Source organism: Micropruina sp., from assembly GCF_027492755.1.
In the GTDB taxonomy this organism is placed as follows: domain Bacteria; phylum Actinomycetota; class Actinomycetes; order Propionibacteriales; family Propionibacteriaceae; genus Micropruina.
The window spans coordinates 3,364-4,784 of record NZ_JAPUED010000211.1 but is presented as its reverse complement, the minus strand read 5'-3'; the positions used below and the strand labels follow the sequence as shown (position 1 = coordinate 4,784).

Here is a 1,421-nt window from a genome sequence, read left to right as displayed (position 1 = left end):
GCGCCGGGATGACGAGTAGCGCCGGGATGACGGGGCGGTGCGGACTAGGCTGCCGGCAACCCCAATCCACACTCTGTAAGGAAGCCGTCCAGATGGATTCGTACCAGCCGGAAGCGGTGAAGCCGGCGCACATCGAGAGCCTGGCTGCCTTCGTCACGGCCAGCCCGTCCTCCTTCCATGCCGCGCGTCACACGGCGGACCTGCTGGTCGCCGCGGGCTTCGCCGAGGTCGACGAGACGCTGCCCTTCGACGCCCGGCCGGGTGGCTACGTGCTGGTCCGCGACGGCTCGGTGCTGGCCTGGCGCATCCCCGACAACCTCGACGTGACGGCGTTCCGGATCGTCGGCGCGCACACCGATTCACCCGGCTTCGTGCTCAAGCCCACGCCGACCTCGTCGTTCCTGGGCTGGCAACAGGCCGGCATGGAGGTCTACGGCGGCCCGCTGCCGAATTCCTGGCTGGACCGCGAGTTCGGCCTGGCCGGACGCCTCGTCGACGCCGAGGGCGCGGTCACGCTCATCACCACCGGGCCGCTGCTGCGCATTCCGCAGGTGGCGCCGCACCTGGACCGCAGCGTGCACGAGAAGCTGGTGCTCGATCGGCAGCAGCACCTGCACCCGGTCTTCGCGGTCGGCCGTCCGGAAGCCGACCTGGTCGCCGAGATCGCCGCTCTCGCGGGCCTCGATCCGGCCACGGTGATCGCCCATGATCTGCATGCCTTCGTCACCGAACCACCCGCACGGATCGGCCTCGACGGCGAGCTGTTCGCCTCGCCGAGACTGGACAACCTGGCCAGCGTGCACGCCGGGCTGACGGCTCTGGCGGCGACCGATGCCGACGCGATCACCGTGCTGGCCTGCTTCGACCACGAGGAGGTCGGATCGGCCAGTGCCACCGGTGCCAGCGGACCGTTGCTGGAGACCGTGCTCGGACGGCTCTCCGATGCCCTCGGCTGGGGCGTCCAGGAATCCGCGGCTGCTCGGGCCCGCTCGGTGCTGGTCTCCGCGGACGCGGGGCACGCCGTCCACCCGAACTATCCGCAGTTGCACGACCCCGATCATCGGCCGTTGCTCAACGCCGGGCCGCTGATCAAGTTCAACGCCAACCAGCGCTACGCCACGGACGCGGTGGGGGAGGCGGTGTGGCGCCGCGCCTGCGCCGCGGCCGGCGTTCCGACCCAGGACTTCGTGTCGAACAACTCGGTGCCGTGCGGCTCGACCATCGGGCCGCTGTCGGCGACCCGGCTGGGCATCCGAACCGTCGATGTCGGCATCCCGCTGCTCAGCATGCATTCCGCACGCGAACTGTGCGGCGTCCGTGATCCCGGGTGGCTGGCGGAGGGCATGCGGGCGTTCTACGCAGGCGCCTGACTGTCTGCCGCGGGTTGAGCTTGTCGACGCTTCGCGGGTTGAGCTTGTCGA

The 1,421-nt window shown here is 70.4% G+C and carries 1 protein-coding gene; it reads left to right on the top strand.

What is annotated here, in order from left to right; translation table 11 throughout:
* The first annotated feature begins 92 nt into the window (after positions 1-92).
* Positions 93-1,370 carry a M18 family aminopeptidase gene (locus Q0066_RS14775; protein WP_298134247.1) on the top strand — a complete coding sequence of 426 codons (1,278 nt, stop codon included), beginning with the start codon at positions 93-95 and terminating at the stop codon, positions 1,368-1,370.
* The last annotated feature ends 51 nt before the right edge of the window (positions 1,371-1,421 follow it).